Annotated in this window: 19 protein-coding genes; 13 read left to right on the top strand and 6 right to left on the bottom strand. The window is 60.7% G+C overall.

Annotation, left to right across the window (positions count from 1 at the left end; genetic code table 11):
• From dprA to ACRCYW_RS13180, 7 genes are all read left to right on the top strand, one after another.
• Positions 1 to 1116, top strand: a complete 1116-nt coding sequence (gene dprA / locus ACRCYW_RS13210) for a DNA-processing protein DprA (protein ID WP_438550545.1) — start codon at positions 1 to 3, stop codon at positions 1114 to 1116.
• Complete coding sequence (locus ACRCYW_RS13205; RefSeq protein ID WP_438550544.1) at positions 1109 to 1582, top strand: DUF494 family protein; 474 nt, start codon at positions 1109 to 1111, stop codon at positions 1580 to 1582. The genes dprA and ACRCYW_RS13205 overlap by 8 nt, the downstream gene beginning before the upstream one ends.
• A 55-nt stretch (positions 1583 to 1637) precedes the next feature.
• Complete coding sequence (locus ACRCYW_RS13200; RefSeq protein ID WP_438550543.1) at positions 1638 to 2195, top strand: topoisomerase DNA-binding C4 zinc finger domain-containing protein; 558 nt, start codon at positions 1638 to 1640, stop codon at positions 2193 to 2195.
• A gap of 157 nt (positions 2196 to 2352) precedes the next feature.
• Positions 2353 to 2913 (top strand): Sua5/YciO/YrdC/YwlC family protein, encoded by a 561-nt coding sequence (locus tag ACRCYW_RS13195; protein ID WP_438550542.1) that lies wholly within the window; start codon positions 2353 to 2355, stop codon positions 2911 to 2913.
• An 87-nt stretch (positions 2914 to 3000) separates the two neighbouring features.
• A complete protein-coding gene (hemF, locus tag ACRCYW_RS13190) occupies positions 3001 to 3909 on the top strand; it encodes an oxygen-dependent coproporphyrinogen oxidase (protein WP_438550541.1) in 909 nt (302 codons plus the stop codon).
• Between the two features lie 100 nt (positions 3910 to 4009).
• Complete coding sequence (gene aroE / locus ACRCYW_RS13185) at positions 4010 to 4831, top strand: shikimate dehydrogenase (protein ID WP_438550540.1); 822 nt, start codon at positions 4010 to 4012, stop codon at positions 4829 to 4831.
• Positions 4828 to 5088 carry a DUF1488 domain-containing protein gene (locus ACRCYW_RS13180; RefSeq protein ID WP_438550539.1) on the top strand — a complete coding sequence of 87 codons (261 nt, stop codon included), beginning with the start codon at positions 4828 to 4830 and terminating at the stop codon, positions 5086 to 5088. Before aroE ends, ACRCYW_RS13180 begins: the two co-directional genes overlap by 4 nt.
• A 788-nt stretch (positions 5089 to 5876) precedes the next feature.
• On the opposite strand, the gene yihA is transcribed toward ACRCYW_RS13180, so the two are convergent.
• Positions 5877 to 6533, bottom strand: coding sequence for a ribosome biogenesis GTP-binding protein YihA/YsxC (yihA, locus tag ACRCYW_RS13175; protein ID WP_438550538.1), 657 nt, complete (start codon positions 6531 to 6533; stop codon positions 5877 to 5879).
• Between the two features lie 142 nt (positions 6534 to 6675).
• Between yihA and ACRCYW_RS13170 the strand changes: the two genes are divergently transcribed.
• From ACRCYW_RS13170 to hemN, 4 genes are all read left to right on the top strand, one after another.
• Positions 6676 to 7293, top strand: a complete 618-nt coding sequence (locus tag ACRCYW_RS13170) for a c-type cytochrome (RefSeq protein WP_438550537.1) — start codon at positions 6676 to 6678, stop codon at positions 7291 to 7293.
• 797 nt (positions 7294 to 8090) lie between these two features.
• Positions 8091 to 8666 (top strand): Der GTPase-activating protein YihI, encoded by a 576-nt coding sequence (gene yihI, locus ACRCYW_RS13165; RefSeq protein WP_438550536.1) that lies wholly within the window; start codon positions 8091 to 8093, stop codon positions 8664 to 8666.
• A gap of 11 nt (positions 8667 to 8677) precedes the next feature.
• A complete protein-coding gene (locus ACRCYW_RS13160; RefSeq protein ID WP_438550597.1) occupies positions 8678 to 9121 on the top strand; it encodes a DUF2489 domain-containing protein in 444 nt (147 codons plus the stop codon).
• Between the two features lie 19 nt (positions 9122 to 9140).
• Entirely contained in the window at positions 9141 to 10514 is a 1374-nt protein-coding gene (gene hemN, locus ACRCYW_RS13155; protein WP_438550535.1) for an oxygen-independent coproporphyrinogen III oxidase, read from the top strand.
• A 69-nt stretch (positions 10515 to 10583) separates the two neighbouring features.
• On the opposite strand, the gene add is transcribed toward hemN, so the two are convergent.
• The 5 genes from add to glnA form a co-directional block, all read right to left on the bottom strand.
• The gene (gene add / locus ACRCYW_RS13150) at positions 10584 to 11591 is read right to left on the bottom strand and encodes an adenosine deaminase (protein WP_438550534.1); all 1008 of its coding nucleotides are present in this window, start codon (positions 11589 to 11591) and stop codon (positions 10584 to 10586) included.
• A 141-nt stretch (positions 11592 to 11732) separates the two neighbouring features.
• Positions 11733 to 13151 carry a nitrogen regulation protein NR(I) gene (gene glnG, locus ACRCYW_RS13145; RefSeq protein ID WP_438550533.1) on the bottom strand — a complete coding sequence of 473 codons (1419 nt, stop codon included), beginning with the start codon at positions 13149 to 13151 and terminating at the stop codon, positions 11733 to 11735.
• Between the two features lie 9 nt (positions 13152 to 13160).
• Positions 13161 to 14228, bottom strand: a complete 1068-nt coding sequence (gene glnL, locus ACRCYW_RS13140) for a nitrogen regulation protein NR(II) (RefSeq protein ID WP_438550532.1) — start codon at positions 14226 to 14228, stop codon at positions 13161 to 13163.
• A gap of 86 nt (positions 14229 to 14314) precedes the next feature.
• Positions 14315 to 14884, bottom strand: a complete 570-nt coding sequence (locus ACRCYW_RS13135; RefSeq protein ID WP_438550531.1) for a DUF4124 domain-containing protein — start codon at positions 14882 to 14884, stop codon at positions 14315 to 14317.
• 196 nt (positions 14885 to 15080) lie between these two features.
• A complete protein-coding gene (glnA, locus tag ACRCYW_RS13130) occupies positions 15081 to 16490 on the bottom strand; it encodes a glutamate--ammonia ligase (protein ID WP_349920623.1) in 1410 nt (469 codons plus the stop codon).
• Positions 16491 to 16840: 350 nt separating this feature from the next.
• On the opposite strand from glnA, the gene typA reads away from it, so the two are divergent.
• Together typA and ACRCYW_RS13120 are read left to right on the top strand one after the other, a co-directional pair.
• Positions 16841 to 18652, top strand: a complete 1812-nt coding sequence (gene typA, locus ACRCYW_RS13125; RefSeq protein WP_349920624.1) for a translational GTPase TypA — start codon at positions 16841 to 16843, stop codon at positions 18650 to 18652.
• 162 nt (positions 18653 to 18814) lie between these two features.
• Positions 18815 to 19687 (top strand): virulence factor BrkB family protein, encoded by an 873-nt coding sequence (locus tag ACRCYW_RS13120; RefSeq protein ID WP_438550530.1) that lies wholly within the window; start codon positions 18815 to 18817, stop codon positions 19685 to 19687.
• Positions 19688 to 19744 lie beyond the last annotated feature (57 nt).

The following is a 19744-nucleotide window of genomic DNA, read 5'->3' as shown; positions in this document are numbered from 1 at the left end:
GTGCGACTGCCTCCCGATCGCCTCGCCCTGTGGTTGACCCTGAATGCGGTAAGCGGCATTGGGCCGGTGACCGCCTCCCGCCTGCTGAGTCACTGTCAGGGCGACATTGAGGCCCTGTTTGCGCGCGATGACGGTCAGTTGCGCGCCATGGGGCTCAACGAGCAGCAGCTTCGGCAGCTCAGGTGGCCGGGTCCCGAGGTGGAACAGGGGCTGCGCTGGGCCAGTCAGCCCGGCCATCATCTGATCTGCCTGAATTCCCCCCAATATCCCTCCCTGTTGCAAGAGATCCCGGCGGCGCCTCTGCTGCTCTATTGCCGTGGCGATCTGGCCGCCCTGGCATTGCCGCAACTGGCCATGGTGGGCACCCGTCACCCCACCCATGCGGGTAAGGATAACGCCGCTCGCCTGTGTGCTGAATTAGTGGAATGCGGGCTTGCCATCACCTCAGGCCTGGCCCTCGGTATCGACGGTGTCTGCCATCAGCAGGCGCTGGCAACAGGGGGGACGACCCTGGCTGTGCTGGGCTCCGGGCTCGACTGCCTCTACCCCAAACGCCATCAGGGCCTGGCGGAGCAGGTTCTGGTACAGGGAGGCTTGCTCATCTCGGAGTTGGCGCCGGACAAGGGGGCCCTGGCCGAACATTTCCCGCGCCGCAATCGCATCATCAGCGGCTTGTCGCTTGGCACCCTGGTGGTGGAGGCTGCCGAGCAGAGCGGCTCCCTCATCACGGCCCGCTACGCCCTGGAGCAGGGGCGGGAGGTGTTTGCCGTGCCCGGTGCCCCGCAGAATCCCCAGGCGGCGGGCTGCAACCGGCTGATCCAGCAGGGGGCCAAGCTGGTGCTGACTGCGGCCGACATCCTGGAGGAGTTGCCGACGCTGGCGGCCGCGATGAGACCCGCCGAGCATTCCCCTGAGCCTTCGCATAATAGCGAATTGCCTTATGCCGATTTGTTGGATAACGTAGATTATGAAGCCACGAGCGTGGATACCGTTGCCGAACGGTCCCGGCTTCCTGTCGAACAAGTTCTCGGCAGGTTGGTAGAGCTGGAGCTGGCCGGTGCAGTGATGGCGGTAGCCGGTGGATACGTCAGAACGAGGAGGGCGAATCATGTTTGATGTATTGATGTACCTTTTCGAGACCTACATCCACAGCGATGCAGATGTGATGGTCGAGCAAGATGAACTCACCGACGAACTGAGCCGGGCCGGTTTCAACCCGGACGAGATCGAGAAGGCGCTCAACTGGCTGGAACGGCTGGCCAATCTGCACGACAGCGAGCGGGAGGTGTATGTCAGCGCCAGCGCGCAGGGGTCGATGCGGATCTATGCTCCGCAAGAGCTGGCCCGCCTCAGCACCGAGTGCCGCGGTTTCCTGCTGTTCCTGGAACAGGCGCAGGTACTGAACGCCGAGACCCGCGAGATCTGTATCGAACGCCTGCTCGAGCTGGATAAACCGGATATCGAGCTGGATGATCTCAAGTGGGTCGTCATGATGGTTCTTTTCAACGTGCCAGGCAGTGAAAACGCCTACCAGCAGATGGAAGAGCTGGTGTTTGATGAGTCAGACGGCGTCATCCACTGACAGTCCAGCGCCGCGCTGGTAGAATTCAGGCCATCTGGATTCCGAGGCGCGGCCCATGTCAAAGATCGATCACCACCTGTTTTCAGCCCACGAGCCTGCGTTCGAGCGAGAGCCCTGCCCGCAGTGTGGCGCCGAGCTGGTGATCCGCCAGGGCAAGCATGGCCCTTTCCTGGGTTGCTCCGCCTACCCCGCCTGTGACCATATTCGTTCCCTCACCCCCTCCGGCCGAGACATCGAGAAAGTGCTGGAAGGATCGGCCTGCCCGGATTGCGGACAGCCGCTGGCCATCAAGAAGGGGCGCTACGGCCTCTTCGTCGGCTGTACCCAGTATCCGGCCTGCCAACACATCGAATCCCTGCAGGAGCGTGACGACACCCAGATCCTCTGCCCGGAGTGCGGCAAGGGTCATCTAGTGAGCCGCACCTCCCGCTACGGCAAACAGTTTTACTCCTGCGACGGTTACCCCCACTGCAAATACGTGGTGAACGACAAGCCGATCCCCATGCCCTGCCCCCAGTGCGGCTGGGGCATCATGGTGGAGAAGAAGGTGAGGGGAACGCTGAGCTGGGTCTGCCCGCAAAAGAAATGCGGCCATCAGAGCGAGCGGGTATAATCTCGCCGCCGTAACCAAATTGAAACATCTCGGGGGAGCCGGATCCCGGCTGGCGCAGGCGCCCACGGGGCCGAGTCCATTTTGACCGCTTACCCCTCTCCCCGATGCAGTTCAACCCGAACCAGTGACGAGGTGGCAGCCAGCCTGCCCATTTCCTATGCAAAACGAATTTGAACAAGCCGTCGCCGCCCTTCGTGCGGATGGAGTGATCGCCTATGCGACCGAGGCCGTGTTCGGTCTGGGTTGCGATCCCGACTCCGAGCTGGCGGTACAGCGATTGCTGACCATCAAGCAGCGGCCGGTGGAGAAGGGCTTGATCCTGATCGCCGCCGATCTGGCGCAGTTGCAGGACTACATCGACCTGAGCCAGCTCAGTGCCGAGCAGCTTGAGAGAGTGGAGGCCAGCTGGCCCGGCCCCTTCACCTGGATCATGCCGGCCCGCCCCAGCACCCCGGCCTGGCTGACCGGTCGTTTCGATACCCTGGCGGTGCGGGTGAGTGGCCATCCCCAGGTGCAGGCCCTGTGCCGCGCCTATGGCAAGCCGCTGGTCTCCACCAGTGCGAACCTGACCGGTGAAGAACCCGCCCGCAGCACCGCCGAGATCGGCGCTCCGCTGGCGGACATGCTGGCTTATATATTGCCGGGGAACGTCGGCGGGCAAGCCAACCCGTCCGAGATCAAGGACGCCAGAACCGGCGCCGTCATCCGCCCCTCCTGAGGGACAGTACCCCGCGGCAGCGGGTTGGCCCGGGCATGACCCCATAATAAAACGGGCGGGACGGGATCCCCCCTGACTGGAGACGAGATGAGCAAACCGGACGTGGCCGGGATCAAGGCCTTCCTGCTGCAGTTGCAGGATCAGGTCTGTCGTGGCCTCGAGCAGGCCGATGGGACTGGGCGCTTCGTGGAGGATGCCTGGACCCGCGAGGGGGGTGGCGGTGGCCGCACCCGTGTGCTGCGCCATGGCGCCGTGATCGAGCAGGGGGGGGTCAACTTTTCTCACGTCCATGGGGATGCCATGCCTGCCTCGGCGACTGCTCACCGCCCCGAGCTGGCGGGCCGTCGCTTCGAGGCCATGGGTGTCTCCCTGGTGATCCACCCCCACAACCCCTATGTACCGACCAGCCATGCCAACGTCCGCTTCTTCATCGCCGAGAAGGAGGGGGAAGCGCCCATCTGGTGGTTCGGCGGCGGCTTCGATCTGACGCCTTTCTATCCCTTCGACGAGGATGTGCGGCACTGGCATCGGGTCTCCCACGATCTATGCCAGCCCTTCGGTGAAGGCGTTTACCCCGAGTTCAAGGGCTGGTGTGATCGCTACTTCTTCCTCAAACACAGGGGGGAGACCCGGGGGGTCGGCGGCCTCTTCTTCGACGATCTGAACCGCTGGCCGTTCGAGGAGTGCTTCGCCTTTATGCGGGCCGTGGGGGAGGGCTACCTCGCGGCCTATCTGCCCATCATAGAGCGCCGCAAGGCAATGCCCTTCGGCGAGCGGGAGCGGGAGTTCCAGCTCTATCGCCGCGGTCGTTATGTGGAGTTCAACCTGGTCTACGACAGGGGCACCCTGTTTGGCCTGCAGACCGGCGGCCGTACCGAGTCCATCCTGATGTCCATGCCCCCGCTGGCCCGTTGGGAGTATGACTGGCAACCCGAGTCGGGGAGCCCAGAGGCGGCGCTCTATCGTGACTACCTCACGCCAAGGGAATGGTTGTGACAAAAGGGGCCCATGGCCCCTTTTCGCTGCCGATTTTTGGCTTGTTCCCGGACAGGAAAACCCGTTAAATCGGGACATGACCCTCTGATGGAACTCCCCGATGGATCGTTATCTGGTTTTTGGCCACCCGGTGCGCCACAGCAAGTCCCCCTTCATCCATACCCTGTTTGCCAGGCAGACCCAGCAGGCGCTGGAGTATGGTCTGGCCGAGCCCGCCCCCGACGAGTTTGAGACAAGCCTGCGCGCCTTCTTCGCCGAGGGGGGCAAGGGCTGCAACGTGACCGTCCCCTTCAAGGAGCAGGCGTTCTCCTTGGTCGACAGATTGAGCCCGCGGGCCAGGCGGGCGGGGGCCGTCAACACCATCAAGCTGACCGATGACGGCGTGCTGCTGGGGGACAACACGGATGGCGCTGGCCTGGTGGCGGATCTCAAGGCGCATGGGGTGGCGTTGGCAGGGAGCCGGATCCTGCTGCTCGGTGCCGGTGGGGCAGCGAGAGGGAGCCTGGCCCCCCTGTTGGCCGAGTCGCCGCATGAGTTGGTGATCGCCAATCGCACCCAGGCCAAGGCGGCCCGGCTGGCCGAAGAGTTCCAGGATCTGGGAGCTATTCAGGCCGTGGCGTATGAGGCGTTGCAGGGACCGTTCGATCTCATCATCAACTCCACCTCCGCCAGCCTGCAGGGGGACTTGCCCCCCCTCTCCCCGGCGTTGATCCACGGCGACATCGCCATCTACGACATGATGTACGGCGCCACAGATACCCCCTTCATCGCCTGGGCCAAGTCCCACGGGGCCCGGCTGACCATGGATGGCCTGGGCATGCTGGTGGAACAGGCCGCCGAAGCCTTCACCGTGTGGCGCGGTCTTCGTCCCGGTACTAAACAGGTATTGAGAGAGCTGAAACGCAATCTGGGGATCCTGTGAACCAAGGCATACTATTTCCCGACCTGATGAGCTGGGAAGAACAGGCGCAGCGAGTGCATTTCCCGGCCCAGTGGCAGGGGGCTCGGATCGACTGCTATATCAGCCGGCGGCGACTGGAGAAACTGGCTGGCCTGAGCCTCGCGAGGGAGGAGGAGATCCTCAAGGCCTTCGAAGCCCTGCGCTTTGATATCGAGGAGTTGGCAGAAAAACTCATTGAAGAACAAGCATTTGGTGAGGACGGCGCCATCTACTTGTAGATTTTTCAAGTTTTTTTCCGATACAGCGGAACTTGAGTGAAAAACTGCTGACTAACTAGATAGTTGAGGAAGTGCTAGCTAGTCACCTTTATAACTCCCCGGTCTTCGTACTGGGGATTTTTTTATCTGCATGAAAAATAAAGAAATTTATGTCATTCATTTTTCATGAAACTAAATTACATAAATTACTTTCACTTTTTGCTGCTTTGCTGTACAGTTCTCTGCGTAGGGTACAGAGGTAAGATGTTCTATCTTTCAGACCTTTTATTTCACGTAATTGAATGTGGCTGAATAGCAGCCCCGATGAGTCATCGTCGGGGCGTTTTTTTATGGGATTCGTTTAGAGTAAATGCTTTAGTTCGTCCAATTTTTTGTTAGAATGGGGGCCTTTCTTGAGGAAAACCAATCGTCTTTGTTCTCGAGAATTAGCTTTTTCCCAATTTTTTGAATTGATTGCTTAGGGCCAGTCTTGCGGATCGCTGCACTGGCCTCATTTTTGTCCTTTCTTCATGCCTACCGCCTTTGTCCCGTAATAAACTTTCAGTTTGGTGTTTATCTTGTCCCGAAAAAGCCCCATATCCGGAAAATCATGAAAACGCTGTCAATGCAGTAATAAGTTAATTATTGCTACATTCTAAGTGTTTATCACATTGATTATTAAGGAATCGACTTCCTGGGCGACGGAGCGCAGCGAGGCTTCGGGGAGAGGGGGAAAGAGAAGAGGGAAACTGAAAGTCTTTCAATCAGCGGAGAACCAACTCCGCTCATTGCAGGGAGGCGAGGAGTGTTTACTCCCCGGCCTGATCTTCTTCGTCACCGTCTACCGGCGCTATGTCGGCACCGGACAGATACCAGCCCGTCAGGGTCTGGGCCAGCTTCTCGACACCTATGTTGGTGAGGGAAGAGAAGGCTTCCACCTGGATCTGCGGACCCAGTTCCGCCACGGCCTGACGCACCTTGATGACCTGATTGTTGCGGGGACCCGGGCTCAGCTTGTCCGCCTTGGTCAGCAGCAGCATGACCGGCAATTCGCGGTGGGCGCTCCACTCCAGCATGTTCATGTCGGTCTCCTTGAGCGGGTGGCGGATGTCCATCAGGATCACCAGCCCTTTCAAGGACTCACGGCGCTGCAGGTATTCAGCCAGCGACTTTTGCCACTTCAGCTTCATTTCCAGCGGGACCTGGGCATAACCATAGCCCGGCAGATCCACCAGGCGCTTGCCCGGTTCCAGCTCGAACAGGTTGATCAGCTGGGTACGGCCAGGGGTCTTACTGGTACGCGCCAGGTTCTTGTGCTTGGTCAGGGTATTCAATGCAGACGACTTGCCGGCGTTGGAGCGACCGGCAAACGCAATCTCGACACCCCCATCATTCGGCAGGTGGCGGATATCGGGTGCGCTGGTCACAAAATGCACCTTATTGAAATTCAGAGTTTGTGTATCCAACGTAAATTCCCTATAGAGAGAGAGGGTTATCAGTTACTTTATTGTAAAATCGTGTAAAATAGCGTCGCTTATACGCGTTTATTTTAACATGCCTTCGGCGGCATGGGATCTGGAAGCCTAATAACGAGAAAGTTGGAACGCCATGAAGAACCTAGTCATTACTCTTGCTCTGATGGTTGGCGTAACTGGGATGGCACAAGCCAAGGGCGATGCCGCTGCGGGACAAACCAAGGCGGCCGTCTGCGCAGCTTGCCATGGACCGGACGGCAACAGCCCAGTCGACATGTATCCCAAGATTGCTGGTCAGCACGCATCATATATCAAAAAACAATTAGTTGAACTGAAGGCTGCCGCTTCAGGCCAAACTGGCCGGGTGGCACCCATCATGGGACCCATGGCCTTGCCCCTGTCCGAACAGGACATGGATGACCTGGCCGCCTACTTCTCCACCCAGAAGGTCACGCCGCTGGCCGTGCCGGATGAGGTTGTTGCCGCCGGCAAGGCGCTCTACATGGGTGGCGACATGAGTCGGGGTCTGGCGGCTTGCACTGCCTGCCACGGGCCGCGGGGCTCGGGTGTCGAGCAGGCCAAGTATCCCAGCCTGTCTGGGCAGCATCCTGCCTATATCAAGGCGCAGCTCATCGCCTTCCGCAGCGCTGCCCGGGAGAATGACCCCAACGGTATGATGCGGGACGTGGCCAGGAAGCTGACGGATGAAGACATAGAGTCATTGTCCAAATACGTGGCCGGTCTGCACTGATAACAGCTGTAACCTATCTTGTTGAAAAGCACGGGGAACTCAATAGTTCCCCGTTTCTTTTTCACCTTTAGCCCCATTGGCCATAAATGGCCTGAGTTGTTGTAAGAGATCTCCCATTTTCTGGTTCGCCCGGGCTGAAACAGACATCAGCCTTCATTCTCGAAACCATAATTTTCAATATCTTAGGTATGAGCAGATAGTTTTATCTTCGTTTGAAAACATTCTGAGTGGATTGAGCCATTCTGCCAACTTGTTACAGTGAGCTCATGGAGTGACCCCTGGGCGCATGTCCCATCGGGTTGGACAGGAAGTCGGCTCAGCATGCACAGGTGATGAGCACGGGATAGCAAGACCAGGATGGTGATCGCCCGGGATGGGCGAGGCTGCGGGAGGCAACCACCCCGGATGGATGGCAGGATGTCGTCGAGACGGGTCAGGCAAGCACACGCACATTCAGGAACGACCTATAAGGGTCAGGAAGACCCCACAACACGATGCGCAGAAGTACGCCCAGGGACAAGGCGTTTTGCAACCAGGGAATGGGACTCGCATAAACATATAAAGGCAGCTTCGGCTGCCTTTTTTCCATTGGGTGATTAACCCGCTCAGGCATTCTGTGTCAAAATAGCAGCAACATGCCCAGAGGATGCCGATCCTGCGGTGTTCAGCGGTCAATATGGCCGAATTGGTGCAGGATCCTCCTCTTGTCCCAGATTTACTGTTCCCGCCCCAGCATCCTTCCCGCCCCAAGCAATCACGGGATCGGGCTTCAATCCAGCTATTTGTCGGAGTCATTCATGTCGGCCAAACAACCCACCCGCAAGCCCACCGGCAAGCGCAAAGAATCAGATGCCAGTGCCCAGGAAGGCCGCGAGCGCAAGCGCGCCGCCAAGCGAAAGGGTTTGAAAGCAGGCTCCCGCCAACAGGCAGGGTCTGAGCAGAAACAAGGCAGCGGTAAGCAGGCCAAGGATCCGCGCATCGGCTCTCGCAAGCCGGTCGTGCTGATCGTGGAAGAGAAGAAGAGCAAGCCGGTGGCCCCCAAGCCACTGAAAGAGAAGAAGCTGGTGATGACGCCGGAGCAGGAGCTCGCCTCCATCGAGAACGACGACCGTCTGAACGATCTGCTGGATCGCCTGGATAACGGCGAGACCCTGGCGGCGGGCGAACAGACCTGGGTCGATCAGCGCGTCGATCGCTATCAGGAGCTGATGGACGAGCTCGGCATCATAGACACCGATGAAGACGAAGACGGCGATTTCGATGACGCCGACTTCGACGAGCCGAGCCAGCCCGCCTCCGAAGAGGAGCTGTGGGAGCGCTTCAGCCAGGTTGACTATCAGCCTGAGCCCAAGCCCGAGCCGAAGAAGAAGTGATGAGTGGATGGATGCTGGCCGCCCTGCTGGGTGGCCTTGTCTTGCTGGGGCTGGCGGTCTATGTCGGCACCCTGCTGGCTCGCCTCAAGCGTCAGCACGACATGCAGCAACAGGCCATCGCGGCCCGCAATGAACGGATCCTCGAGAGCGTCAGGGTGATCGCCCATGCGGTACGGGACGGTCAGTGTGACTACTCGGAAGGGGCCATTCGCCTGACCAATCTGCTGGATGCCCTGCAGATCAAGGGGGGGCGCGCCTTCACCGAGGAGTTCCCCGGTCTGTACGGCCTCTACGAGAAGGTGAAGGAGATGCCGACTCACGAGGCGAGGCGGGCGCTCAAGCGCAATGAAGTGATGAGGATGGATCTCGAGCGCAGCGGCTATGAAGCCGAGCTGGAGGCGCAGATCCTCAAGGATGTCGCCCTGTTGAAGGACTTCCAGTTAAGCCGTCGATAAAAAGAGAGAGGAAGCAAGCGTGCAAGTAGAACAGATTGTGTGGGACCAGGCCCTGATCGAGAAATACAACTACAGCGGCCCGCGTTATACCTCCTATCCCACCGCGCTGGAGTTCAACGAAGGGTTCGGTTACCCGGATTTCGTCCACGCCGCCGGCCAGTACCCGGCCCGCAACCTGTCGCTCTACGTGCACATCCCCTTCTGCCACAAGCTCTGCTACTACTGCGGCTGCAACAAGGTGATCACCCGCCACCAGCACAAGGCCGATCAGTACCTCGACTTCCTCGAGCAGGAGATCAAGGCCCAGGCTCCCCTGTTCAAACACAGGCTGGTGACCCAGCTGCACTGGGGCGGTGGCACGCCGACCTATCTGAACGAAGCCCAGACCCGGCGCCTGATGGCCATGTTGCGGGAGCACTTCCAGTTTGCCGACGAAGGCGAGATCAGCATCGAAGTGGATCCGCGGGAGATAGAACTCTCCATGTTGGATGTGCTGCGGGAAGTGGGCTTCAACCGCATCAGCCTCGGGGTGCAGGACTTCAACAAGGCGGTCCAGGTCGCGGTCAACCGCGAGCAGGACAACGACTTCATCCGCGCCATGCTGGAGCGCGCCCGCGCGCTCGGTTTCCGCTCCACCAACCTCGATCTGATTTACGGCCTGCCCCACCAGAACCGCGACAGCTTCCACCACACCCTGGAAGAGGTGCTCAAGACGGATCCGGCCCGCCTCTCCATCTTCAACTATGCCCACCTGCCGAGCCGTTTCGCCGCCCAGCACAAGTTGAAGGAGGCGGACATGCCGGCCCCCCGCGAGAAGCTGGCCATGTTGCAGGACACCATCGCCTTCCTCACCGGCCAGGGTTACCAGTTCATCGGCATGGATCACTTCGCCAAGCCAGACGACGAGCTGGCGGTGGCCCAGCGAGAGGGCAAGCTGCACCGCAACTTTCAGGGCTACACCACCCAGGGGGACTGTGATCTGCTGGGCCTCGGCGTCTCCTCCATCAGCATGATCGGCGATGCCTACTCCCAGAACCAGAAGGATCTCAAGGCCTATTACGCCCAGGTGGACGAGCTGGGCCATGCCCAGTGGAAGGGGTGCTCCCTCAACCGGGATGACCTGATCCGCCGGGAGGTGATCAAGCGCCTCATCTGCGACTTCTCCCTGAACTTCGCCGCCGTCGAGCAGGCCCACGGCCTGGTGTTCAGGGAGTACTTCGCCGAGGATCTCAGGCTGCTGCAGACCTTCGTCGACGATGGCCTGGTGCGCATGAACGACGACGGCCTGGAGGTGGTCTCCACCGGCCAGCTGCTCATTCGCAACATCTGCATGTGCTTCGACGTTTACCTGCGCAACAAGGCGCGCCAGCAGCAGTTCTCCCGGGTGATCTGACCGATTGCCGGCTGGTAAGAATAAAAAAACCGCCTCTCGGCGGTTTTTTTATTGGGGGCGGGATGGGGATTATCCCTGGCGGTTGGCGGCGCGGGCGCTCAGTTCGGCCTTCTCAGCCTCGCTCAGGAAGGCCAGCGTCAGACCATTGCGCTGTGCGGTACGGATTTCATCCCCAGTCATGCCGGCGGCCGGGGCTGCGACCTCGTACTCGTAGGGCAGATCTATGCCTTCCACAGCTGGGTCGTCTGTGTTGAGGCAGGCCAGTACACCGGCGGCCAGGAACTGGCGGATCGGGTGCTGGGCCAGGCTTGCGACCGTGGTGGTCTGCAGGTTGGAGGTGAGGCAGGACTCGATGCCGATGCGATGCTCCGCCAAGTAGGCCATCAGGGCCGGATCCTGGATCGCCTTGACGCCGTGACCGATACGCTCGGCCCCCAGGTCGCGAATGGCCTGCCACATGCTCTCCGGGCCCGCCGCCTCGCCGGCGTGCACGGTCACGCGCATACCCGCATCCCGCACCCGGCGGAAGTGGTCGGTGAACAGCTCGCCCGGGAAGCCCAGCTCGTCCCCCGCCAGATCGATGGCGACCAGGCGATCCCGGTGAGCCAGGCAGGCATCCAGTTCGACCCGGCACTGCTCGGTGCCGAAGGTGCGGCTCATGATGCCGATGAGGTTGGTCTTGATGCCAAAATCACGGCTGCCGGCGGCGACGCCGTCTATGATGGCCTCCACCACGCCCTGCGGGTGCAGCTTGTGGGCCATGGCCATGTAGGCCGGGCTGAAGCGCAGCTCGGCGTAGTCGATACCGGCGCGCAGCAGATCTTCCACGTTCTCGTAGGCGACCCGGCGGCAGGCATCGTAATCGGCCAGCACGGCCACGCCCCAGTCCAACTTCTTCAGGAAGGCGACCAGGCTCGGCTCGTTCTCGACGATCTGCACGTGGGGGCGCAGCGCCTCCAGCTCATCGGCGGGCAGTTGGATGTTGTGTTGCCGACCCAGCTCGAGAATGGTCTGGGGACGGATGTTGCCGTCCAGATGGCGGTGCAGGTCGGTCAGGGGGAGGGATCTGTCAATCATGGTGGCGCCTTCTGCGAGTCGGGTTGGAAAGCCTGCCATTCTAGGCGGGACTCCTGAAAAAGATACCCCGTTTGCGCGCAAACGGGGTCTGATTGGCCAGGGATTCGTCAAGGCGTGATGGGAATCGTTTTTCCCAACGGCTCAGGGAATGTCGAGTTCCTTGAGCTTGCGGGTCAGGGTGTTGCGGCCCCAGCCGAGCAGGCGGGCGGCCTCCTGCTTGTGGCCACGGGTGTGCTCCAGCGCGGTTTCCAGCATGATCCGCTCGAACTGGGGCAGGGCATCGGCCAGGATGTCGGTCTCCCCCAGCGCCAGCTTGGCGGCTACCCAGTCCTGCAACTGCTGTTGCCAGCCACCGGTGAGGGCGGGCTGGCCCGGCTCCGCCGTGCTGGTGATGGGGGTCAGCAGCTCCGGCGGCAGATCGCTCACCAGCACCTCCTGGCCCGAGGCCATCACGGTCAGCCAGCGGCAGACGTTCTCCAGCTGGCGCACGTTGCCCGGCCAGGGCAGGCGGCTGACATAGGCCTGGGTGTCCGGGTGCAGGCTCTTGGCCTCCACGTTCAGCTCCTTGGCGGCGCGTAGCAGGAAGTGCTGGGCGAGCTGGGGGATATCTTCGCGGCGCTCCTTGAGGGCCGGGATGTGGATGCGGATGACGTTGAGGCGGTGGAACAAGTCCTCCCGAAACTCGCCGTCCGCGACCCGCTTCTCCAGGTTCTGGTGGGTGGCGGCGATGATCCGTACATCCACCTGTACCGGCTGATGGCCGCCGACCCGGTAGAACTGGCCATCCGCCAGCACCCGCAGCAGCCTAGTCTGCACCTCGAGGGGCATGTCCCCGATTTCGTCCAGAAACAGGGTGCCGCCGTCGGCCTGCTCGAAGCGGCCGTGGCGTATGTTGTTGGCACCGGTGAAGGCCCCCTTCTCATGGCCGAACAGCTCGGATTCGATGAGATCTTTCGGGATGGCCGCCATGTTGAGGGCGATGAAGTTCTTGTGGGAACGGGGGCTGTGCTTGTGCAGGGCGTGGGCGACCAGCTCCTTGCCGGTGCCGCTCTGGCCGTTGATGAGCACAGAGATGCTGGAGCGCGACAGCCGGCCGATGGCGCGAAACACCTCCTGCATGGCGGGGGCCTCGCCGATGATCTCCGGGCTGTTGCCGGGCTCCTGCTGGCGCCCTTTGCGCTTGGTACGCTGCTCTTTCAAGTGATTCTCGGCCCGGCGAACCAGACTGACCGCCTCGTCGATGTCGAACGGCTTGGGCAGGTATTCGAAGGCGCCACGCTGGTAGGCGTTGACCGCACTGTCCAGATCCGAGTGGGCCGTCATGATGATGATGGGCAGGTCTGCCTGACGGCGGTGAATTTGCTCCAGCAGGCTGAGGCCGTCGATACCTGGCATGCGGATATCGGACAGGATCACGTCCGGCGAGCGGATCTCCAGGGAGCTCAGCAGGGCCTCGCCGTCGGCAAAGCTCTCGCAGTCGAAACCTTCGCTGCCCAGGGTGCGCTCCAGGACCCACCGGATGGAGCTGTCGTCATCGACGATCCACACTTTTGCTGTCATGAGGTTCCCTTATTTGCGAAGCGGTAGATAGATGGTGAATTCGGTGTGGCCCGGCCAGCTGATGCAGTCGATGCGCCCCTTGTGCTGATTGATCAGGTTCTGGGCGATGGAGAGCCCCAGCCCTGTGCCCCCCTCCTTGCCGGTGATCATGGGGTAGAAGAGGGTGTCGCGGATGGCATCCGGAATACCAGGCCCGTTGTCGATGATCTTGATCTCGGCCGCCAGCCGGTAGCGCTGGCCGTGGATGGTGATCTGGAAGGCGGTGCGAGTCTTGATGCGGATGAGCCCGGTTTGTTCCCCCAGGGCCTCGGCGGCGTTGCGCACTATGTTGAGGAAGGCCTGCTGCAGCTGATCCGGCTCCATCTCGAATTCCGGAATACTGGGGTCGTAGTCCCGCTCGATCCGGATCTGGGGCAGCAGCTCCAGATCTACCAGGCGGCGCACCTGCTCAAGGACCGAGTGGACGTTGTGCATCTGATGGCGGCCGGGGCGCTGGGGACCGAGCAGGCGATCGACCAGCACTCTCAATCTATCTGCCTGCTCTATGATGATGCCCGTGTATTCGCGCAGCGCCGGGTCCGGCAGCTCCTTTTGCAGCAACTGGGCCGCGCCGCGCAGGCCGCCGAGGGGGTTCTTGATCTCGTGAGCCAGGCCGCGCACCAGCTCCTTGGCCGCCTGCTGCTGGGCGTGCTGCTGCAGCTCCTGGCTGATCTTCTTCTGCTGATCGATCTTGCGCAGCTCCACCACCATCAGCCGCTGCTCGCTGTTGGAGAGGGTATCGGCCATGGGGCTGACGCTGATCTCCACCAGCCTGGGCTCCCCTTCCACCACCAGGGTGACTTCGCTGTCGGTGAAGCCCTGCCCCGAAATGAGGCACTGCTTGAAACGCTGCAGATCGAGGGAGATGTGCTCGAGTAGATAGGGCAACTCGATGCCGATCAGGCGCCGTTCGCTGAGGGAGAGCAGCTGCTCGGCCGCCGGGTTGACGAATTGAATGCAGAGCCGCTCGTCCATCAGGATGACGGCGGTCAGCAGGTTGTCCAAGAGGGTCTTGGCGTTGTCCGAGCGGGTTGGCACAGGTTTCTCCCTAAAACGGTGCTGCTCACCGGTTATGCACCGATATGGTGCATTGAGTTTACCCGCATCGGTGCATCACATCACCCCTAATTGGCCTTGGGGGTGGCCTTGGGAGCCTGATCCACCGTGGTTCTGTGCAGGTAGAAGGTGGTTGGCTTGGATTTAGCAAGGATCGTACCGTCTTTGGCGAGCAGCTCGAGCTGTGCCTGATGGGCGCCGCGATCCAGGTTTTCTACCCGGATGGCCAGGCTGTTGTGGACCAGAGGGGCGGCCTTGCCGTTGAGCAGCAGGCGCAGATCGAACTGCACCGGCGGCTGGGGGCTGACCTCGGCCTGGAAGACGATGTTGCCGGTGTTGTCGCGCAGGGTGCTGCCCGGCTCGGGGGAGATCAGCTCGATCGCCAGCTTGGCGGCCTCTTTCGCCTTCTTCTCGTCCACCCCGGTCAGATGGTTGAAGTTGTCGACCTGGACCGAGTGGGGGGCGGTGCCGATGAGGGGGGAGACCCGCAGGTCTATCTCTTTCGCGCTCTTACCCGGGGGAGGGGCGTCCGTGTAGTGGGTCACGCCGTTGGCATCGACCCAGGAGTAGACTCTGGCGGCTTGGGCGGTGCAAGGCAGCATCAGCAAGAGGCTCAGTATCCATGGAACTCTGTTCATCCATCTCTCCTTGACGGGGTTCAGCTTAATCCTATCAGAGAAAAAAACGGTCAGACCGATTGTCGGCGATATGGTGCAGACATAGATCGATAAGTTAGATGCTTCCCCGACGGTAGCGCCTGCAGAGCCGGTCAGACGGGTATAAAAAAACCCGCCAGTCGGCGGGTTTTCATGATGATGACGCGAGGACACCCAATTAGACGGAGTAGTACAGCTCGAACTCCAGCGGGTGCGGGGTCATGCGTACGCGATCCACGTCCTGCTGCTTCAGCTCCAGGTAGGAGTTGATGAAGTCGTCGCTGAACACGCCGCCGCGGGTCAGGAACTCGCGATCCGCGTCCAGGGCGGACAGGGCTTCGTCCAGAGAGCCGGCAACGGTCGGCACTTCGGCGGCTTCTTCCGGCGGCAGGTCATACAAGTTCTTGTCCATGGCATCGCCCGGATGGATCTTGTTGATGATACCGTCCAGACCGGCCATCAGCTGGGCGGCGAAGGCCAGGTAGGGGTTGGCAGCCGGATCCGGGAAGCGAACCTCGATGCGACGGGCTTTCGGGCTCGGCACTACCGGGATGCGGATGGAGGCGGAGCGGTTGCGGGCGGAGTAGGCCAGCATGACCGGTGCTTCGTAGCCCGGCACCAGACGCTTGTAGGAGTTGGTGGTCGGGTTGGCGAAGGCGTTGATGGCCTTGGCGTGCTTGATGATGCCGCCGATGTAGTGCAGCGCCATCTCGGACAGACCGCCGTACAGGTCGCCGGCGAACAGGTTGACGCCGTTCTTGGCCAGGGACTGGTGGCAGTGCATGCCAGAGCCGTTGTCGCCGAACATGGGTTTCGGCATGAAGGTGACTGTCTTGTTGTAGGCGTGGGCCACGTTGTGGATCACGTACTTCAGCACCTGCACTTCATCAGCCTTCAAGGTCAGGGTGTTGAAGCGGGTCGCGATCTCGTTCTGACCAGCGGTCGCCACTTCGTGGTGGTGCGCTTCGACCACCTGACCCATCTCTTCCAGCACCAGACACATGGCGGCGCGGATGTCCTGGGAGGAGTCAACCGGCGCAACCGGGAAGTAGCCCCCCTTGACGAAGGGACGGTGCCCCTTGTTGCCATGCTCGTAGTCGGTACCCGAGTTCCAGGCCGCTTCTTCGGATTCGATCTTCACGAAGCTGTGGCCCATGGTGTTGGAGAAGGTGATGTTGTCGAACATGAAGAATTCCGGCTCCGGCCCGAACAGCACGGTGTCGGCGATGCCGCTGGACTTCAGGAAATCTTCGGCACGCTTGGCGATGGAGCGCGGATCGCGGTCGTAGCCTTGCATGGTGGCGGGCTCGAGTACGTCACAGACGATGTTCAGGGTGGTCTCTTCGGTGAAGGGATCCAGCTTGGCGGAGGCCGGGTCCGGCATCAGCACCATGTCAGACTCATTGATGCCCTTCCAGCCTCCGATGGAGGAACCATCGAACATCTTGCCATCTTCGAAGAAGTCTTCATCGACCTGATGGGAAGGAATGGATACGTGCTGTTCTTTACCCTTGGTGTCGGTAAAGCGCAGATCAACAAACTTGACTTCGTGTTCCTGGATCAGGGCCAAAACGTTCTGGGCTGACATGCTAAGTAACCTCCGGTGTTAAAACTCTTTGGGTGAATGCGTCGTCACATTCACATAAGCCAGTATCGTGCCAAGTTTGTGACAGCTTGATTTCAGGGCATTTGCACCGTTTCAGGCTGTCGGGTCACCCGCTCTCGTGCAGAGTTGCGCCTCATAGTGGTGCAACCTTGGATCGTTTTGGTGCACCAATGTGGTGCGCCAGCGTTCCAACGCCATCTAAGCAGGCTTTTCACCCGGGGTCTATGATCCTGATCCCCTGTTGTGCACGAATGGTCTGCAATTCTGCTAGGCAGATCACAAAGGCGAGAGTACAATTAGCGCCCAATTTTACCCGGTGATTTGAGGCGAGAATGTTAGAGAATTTACGCAATATTGCGATTATTGCGCACGTTGACCACGGCAAAACGACTCTGGTTGATAAGCTGCTGCAGCAATCCGGCACTCTGGATCGCACCAGCGAAGGTCAGGAACGGATCATGGACTCCAATGATCTGGAACGGGAACGTGGCATCACCATTCTCGCCAAGAACACTGCGATCCGCTGGAACGACTACCGCATCAACATCGTTGATACCCCGGGTCACGCCGACTTCGGTGGTGAGGTTGAGCGCGTACTGTCCATGGTTGACTCCGTGCTGCTGCTGGTCGACGCCGTCGACGGCCCGATGCCGCAGACCCGTTTTGTGACCCAGAAGGCGTTCGCCCAGGGTCTGAAGCCGATCGTGGTCATCAACAAGATCGACCGTCCGGGTGCTCGTCCTGACTGGGTAATGGATCAGGTATTCGACCTGTTTGACAACCTGGGTGCCACCGATGAGCAGCTGGACTTCAAGGTTGTTTACGCCTCTGCACTGAACGGCTGGGCCACCATGGATCAGGACGTGCCGTCCGAGAACATGGAACCCCTGTTCCAGGCCATCGTCGACAACGTGGAAGCCCCCAAGGCTGACGCCGACGGCGGTTTCCAGATGCAGATCTCCCAGCTGGACTACAACTCCTACGTCGGTGTTATCGGTATCGGCCGTATCACCCGTGGTCGCGTCAAGACCAACCAGCAGGTCACCATAGTCGGTGCCAACGGCAAGAGCCGTACCGGCAAGGTCGGTCAGGTGCTGGGTTACCTGGGTCTGTCCCGTACCGAAGTGGCCGACGCGCAAGCGGGCGACATCATCGCCATCACCGGCCTGGGCGAGCTGAAGATCTCCGACACCGTCTGTGACAACAACGCCGTCGAAGCCCTGCCGCCGCTCTCCGTTGACGAGCCGACCGTGAACATGACCTTCCAGGTCAACACCTCCCCGTTCGCCGGTAAAGAAGGCAAGTTCGTGACCTCCCGCAACATCCTGGAGCGTCTGAACCAGGAGCTGGTCCACAACGTGGCCCTGCGCGTGGAAGAGACCGAAGATCCGGACAAGTTCCGCGTCTCCGGCCGTGGTGAACTGCACCTGTCCATCCTGATCGAAAACATGCGTCGCGAAGGTTACGAGCTGGCCGTATCCCGTCCGGAAGTTATCCTGCGCACCGTTGACGGCGTTCTGCAAGAACCGTTCGAAACCGTTACCGTGGACGTGGAAGAGATCCACCAGGGTTCCGTGATGGAGCAACTCGGCCTGCGTAAGGGCGAGATGACCAACATGACCCCGGATGGCAAGGGCCGTGTCCGTCTGGACTTCATGATCCCGAGCCGTGGCCTGATCGGCTTCCAGACCGAGTTCCTGACCATGACTTCCGGCACCGGTCTGCTGTACCACACCTTCGACCACTACGGTCCGCACAAGGGTGGCAGCATCGGTGAGCGCCAGAACGGCGTGCTGATCTCCAACGCCACCGGCAAGGCGCTGACCTTCGCCCTGTTCGGCCTGCAAGATCGCGGTCGTCTGTTCATCGGTCACGCGACCGAAGTCTACGAAGGCCAGGTGATCGGTATCCACTCCCGCTCCAACGACCTGACCGTCAACTGCCTGAAGGGCAAACAGCTGACCAACATGCGTGCCTCCGGTACCGACGAAGCCCAGGTGCTGACTCCGCCGATCCGCATGACCCTGGAACAGGCCCTCGAGTTCATCGACAACGACGAGCTGGTCGAGATCACCCCCAAGGCGATCCGTATCCGCAAGAAGCTGCTGACCGAGATGGATCGCAAGCGCGCCGGTCGTGCTTGATATCTGTTCATCGACAGACCAAAGAGAGGCCTTATGGCCTCTTTTTTTATGGGCGTCAGATCCCTGCATCCACGGCTCTGACGGGTCAGGAGGGCAGGCAGGTGGCCAAATGGCCACCCTATCTGACACAATATCCCCATGATGAATTGTTCGAGAATTGCGATGTTGCAGAAAATCCGTGGCCGCCTCGGTCATGCTGTTTCCTTCTTGCGCCACGATGGTGGCCACTTCGCCCAGTTTGTCTGGGGCCGTTTCCAGCAGGACAGGCTGACCGTCACCGCCGGCTACCTGGCCTATGTGACCCTGCTCTCCCTGGTGCCCATGATCGCTGTGGTGTTCGGCATGATGTCCGCCTTCCCGGTGTTCCAGAGCCTGAAACAGGGGATGGAGCAGTTCGTCTACCACAACTTCGTGCCCACCGCCGGCGAGATGCTCAAGGAGTACATAGACGGCTTCGTGGCCAATGCCACCAACACCACGGCTGTGGGGATCGGCGCCCTCATCGTGGTGGCCCTGATGCTGATCTCGGCCATCGACAAGAACCTGAACTACATCTGGCGCTCCACCCAGAACCGTCCCCTGGCCCAGGCCTTCGCCATGTACTGGATGATCCTGACCCTGGGGCCCGTGCTCATCGGCGCCAGCCTCGCCATCTCCTCCTATATCCTGTCCCTCAAGCTGTTTGCCGCCGACAGCCTGTTCGGTGCCGGCTACCTGTTGCTGCGCAGCCTGCCGTTCCTGTTCTCCGTGCTCACCTTTTTGCTGATCTACACGGTCGTGCCGAACTGCAAGGTGCGGCTGACCCACGCCTTCATCGGCGCCCTGGTGGCGGCCACCCTGTTCGAGCTGGCCAAGCGCGGTTTCGCCATCTATATCACCAACTTCCCCTCCTATCAGGCCATCTACGGCGCCCTGGCGACCATTCCGATCCTGTTCGTCTGGGTCTATCTGAGCTGGCTGGTGATACTGCTCGGTGCCGAGACCACCGCCTGCCTCGGAGAGTACGAGAAGCCGGGCGCCGAGGAGCTGGGCTGAGCTCGCGGCCTGCCATCGCCATGTCCAAGTGGGCGCCGTGCCGAGACATTGGCCTGA

The sequence above is a fragment of the Aeromonas sp. genome (assembly GCF_051657805.1).
Taxonomy (GTDB): Bacteria; Pseudomonadota; Gammaproteobacteria; order Enterobacterales; family Aeromonadaceae; genus Aeromonas.
This window is presented reverse-complemented; position numbering and strand designations above follow the sequence as displayed.

Excerpts from the sequence above, each read along its gene's own strand:
- typA (WP_349920624.1), top strand. The coding sequence starts at position 16,841 with ATGTTAGAGAATTTACGCAATATTGCGATTATTGCGCACGTTGACCAC.
- hemF (WP_438550541.1), top strand. The coding sequence starts at position 3,001 with ATGAGCAAACCGGACGTGGCCGGGATCAAGGCCTTCCTGCTGCAGTTG.
- ACRCYW_RS13205 (WP_438550544.1), top strand. The coding sequence starts at position 1,109 with ATGTTTGATGTATTGATGTACCTTTTCGAGACCTACATCCACAGCGAT.
- aroE (WP_438550540.1), top strand. The coding sequence starts at position 4,010 with ATGGATCGTTATCTGGTTTTTGGCCACCCGGTGCGCCACAGCAAGTCC.
- glnG (WP_438550533.1), bottom strand. The coding sequence starts at position 13,151 with ATGACAGCAAAAGTGTGGATCGTCGATGACGACAGCTCCATCCGGTGG.
- ACRCYW_RS13200 (WP_438550543.1), top strand. The coding sequence starts at position 1,638 with ATGTCAAAGATCGATCACCACCTGTTTTCAGCCCACGAGCCTGCGTTC.
- ACRCYW_RS13160 (WP_438550597.1), top strand. The coding sequence starts at position 8,678 with ATGCTGGCCGCCCTGCTGGGTGGCCTTGTCTTGCTGGGGCTGGCGGTC.
- ACRCYW_RS13195 (WP_438550542.1), top strand. The coding sequence starts at position 2,353 with ATGCAAAACGAATTTGAACAAGCCGTCGCCGCCCTTCGTGCGGATGGA.
- ACRCYW_RS13135 (WP_438550531.1), bottom strand. The coding sequence starts at position 14,884 with ATGAACAGAGTTCCATGGATACTGAGCCTCTTGCTGATGCTGCCTTGC.
- ACRCYW_RS13170 (WP_438550537.1), top strand. The coding sequence starts at position 6,676 with ATGAAGAACCTAGTCATTACTCTTGCTCTGATGGTTGGCGTAACTGGG.
- ACRCYW_RS13120 (WP_438550530.1), top strand. The coding sequence starts at position 18,815 with ATGTTGCAGAAAATCCGTGGCCGCCTCGGTCATGCTGTTTCCTTCTTG.
- yihI (WP_438550536.1), top strand. The coding sequence starts at position 8,091 with ATGTCGGCCAAACAACCCACCCGCAAGCCCACCGGCAAGCGCAAAGAA.
- add (WP_438550534.1), bottom strand. The coding sequence starts at position 11,591 with ATGATTGACAGATCCCTCCCCCTGACCGACCTGCACCGCCATCTGGAC.
- glnA (WP_349920623.1), bottom strand. The coding sequence starts at position 16,490 with ATGTCAGCCCAGAACGTTTTGGCCCTGATCCAGGAACACGAAGTCAAG.